1 protein-coding gene is annotated in these 278 nt (G+C 67.3%); it reads right to left on the bottom strand.

Features of this window, described 5'->3' with window-relative positions; all coding sequences use genetic code 11:
- Window positions 1–97: 97 nt before the first annotated feature.
- On the bottom strand, window positions 98–278 hold a 181-nt coding region (locus SB771_RS34155), incomplete at its 5' end, for an ABC transporter permease subunit (protein WP_410721938.1).

The raw sequence follows: 278 nt of genomic DNA, 5'->3' as shown, positions 1-278 counted from the left end.
AGCGCCGGCCCGAAGACGGCGGCCAGCACCACCACCGTCAGGAAGCCCAGCGCCAGGTGCACCGGCACGCCGGCCTTGGAAGCTCGAAGGAATGCGATCATGCGGAGGGCCTGCGGATGCGGGGGTCGACGAAACCCTGCGCCAGGTCGATGACCAGGCTGATCAGGATGAACAAGGCGAAGATGGCCAGCAGCGAACCCTGGATCACCGGATAGTCGCGCGAGAAGGCAGCGCTCACCAGCAGCGAACTCAGGCCCGGCCAGTCGAACAGGGCCTCG

Origin of the sequence: Burkholderia sp. SIMBA_051 (genome assembly GCF_046534915.1) — a bacterium.
Lineage (GTDB): Bacteria > Pseudomonadota > Gammaproteobacteria > Burkholderiales > Burkholderiaceae > Burkholderia > Burkholderia ambifaria.
Note: the sequence above shows the minus strand (reverse complement) of the source record. Positions and strands in the feature narration are given on the sequence as shown.